The sequence below is a fragment of the Arthrobacter humicola genome, assembly GCF_022803015.1.
GTDB classification, from domain to species: domain Bacteria; phylum Actinomycetota; class Actinomycetes; order Actinomycetales; family Micrococcaceae; genus Arthrobacter; species Arthrobacter humicola_A.
The window spans coordinates 1-459 of sequence record NZ_JAFKON010000042.1; the positions used below are offsets into that span (position 1 = coordinate 1).

Annotated in this window: 1 protein-coding gene; it reads left to right on the forward strand. The window is 60.3% G+C overall.

Features of this window, described 5'->3' with window-relative positions:
- The coding region (locus ARTB_RS21365; protein WP_243182281.1) for a DUF2848 family protein at positions 1–247 on the forward strand (247 nt) is incomplete at its 5' end.
- Positions 248–459: the final 212 nt, after the last annotated feature.

The window sequence follows — 459 nt, forward strand, 5'->3', positions numbered from 1 at the left end:
GGCCGACGGAGTGCTCATCCAGTCGGGGACGCTCGGTGATCTTCTCGCTCCGCAGTACTGGCTGGACGTGCTCATCGAACGTGGACTGTTCTCGCGTGGAACGGTATTGATCTCGGGCACCATCTCGATGCACCACGGGGTGAATCAGTTCTCCGACGCCTGGAAAGTGGAGATGACCGACCCTGCAAACGACAACACGTTGACCTGCGAATACAAGACGAATTTGATGCCAGCTCCGATCGGTTGACCGTCACGACGTAAAGTCGAAGCGGAATATGCCCAGAGCTTCACAGCCGGCGTCGGCGGGCCGGCATCAACCGCAGGAGACTTCAGTGACGAAGCCAGTGATCGAATTTCAGGCCGGACCGGCACCCTTGGACTTGGTGACGGTCGACCTCGTCGAGGGTGACGGCGCAGAGGCAGTTGCAGGCGGCACCGTCGAGGTGCACTACGTCGGAG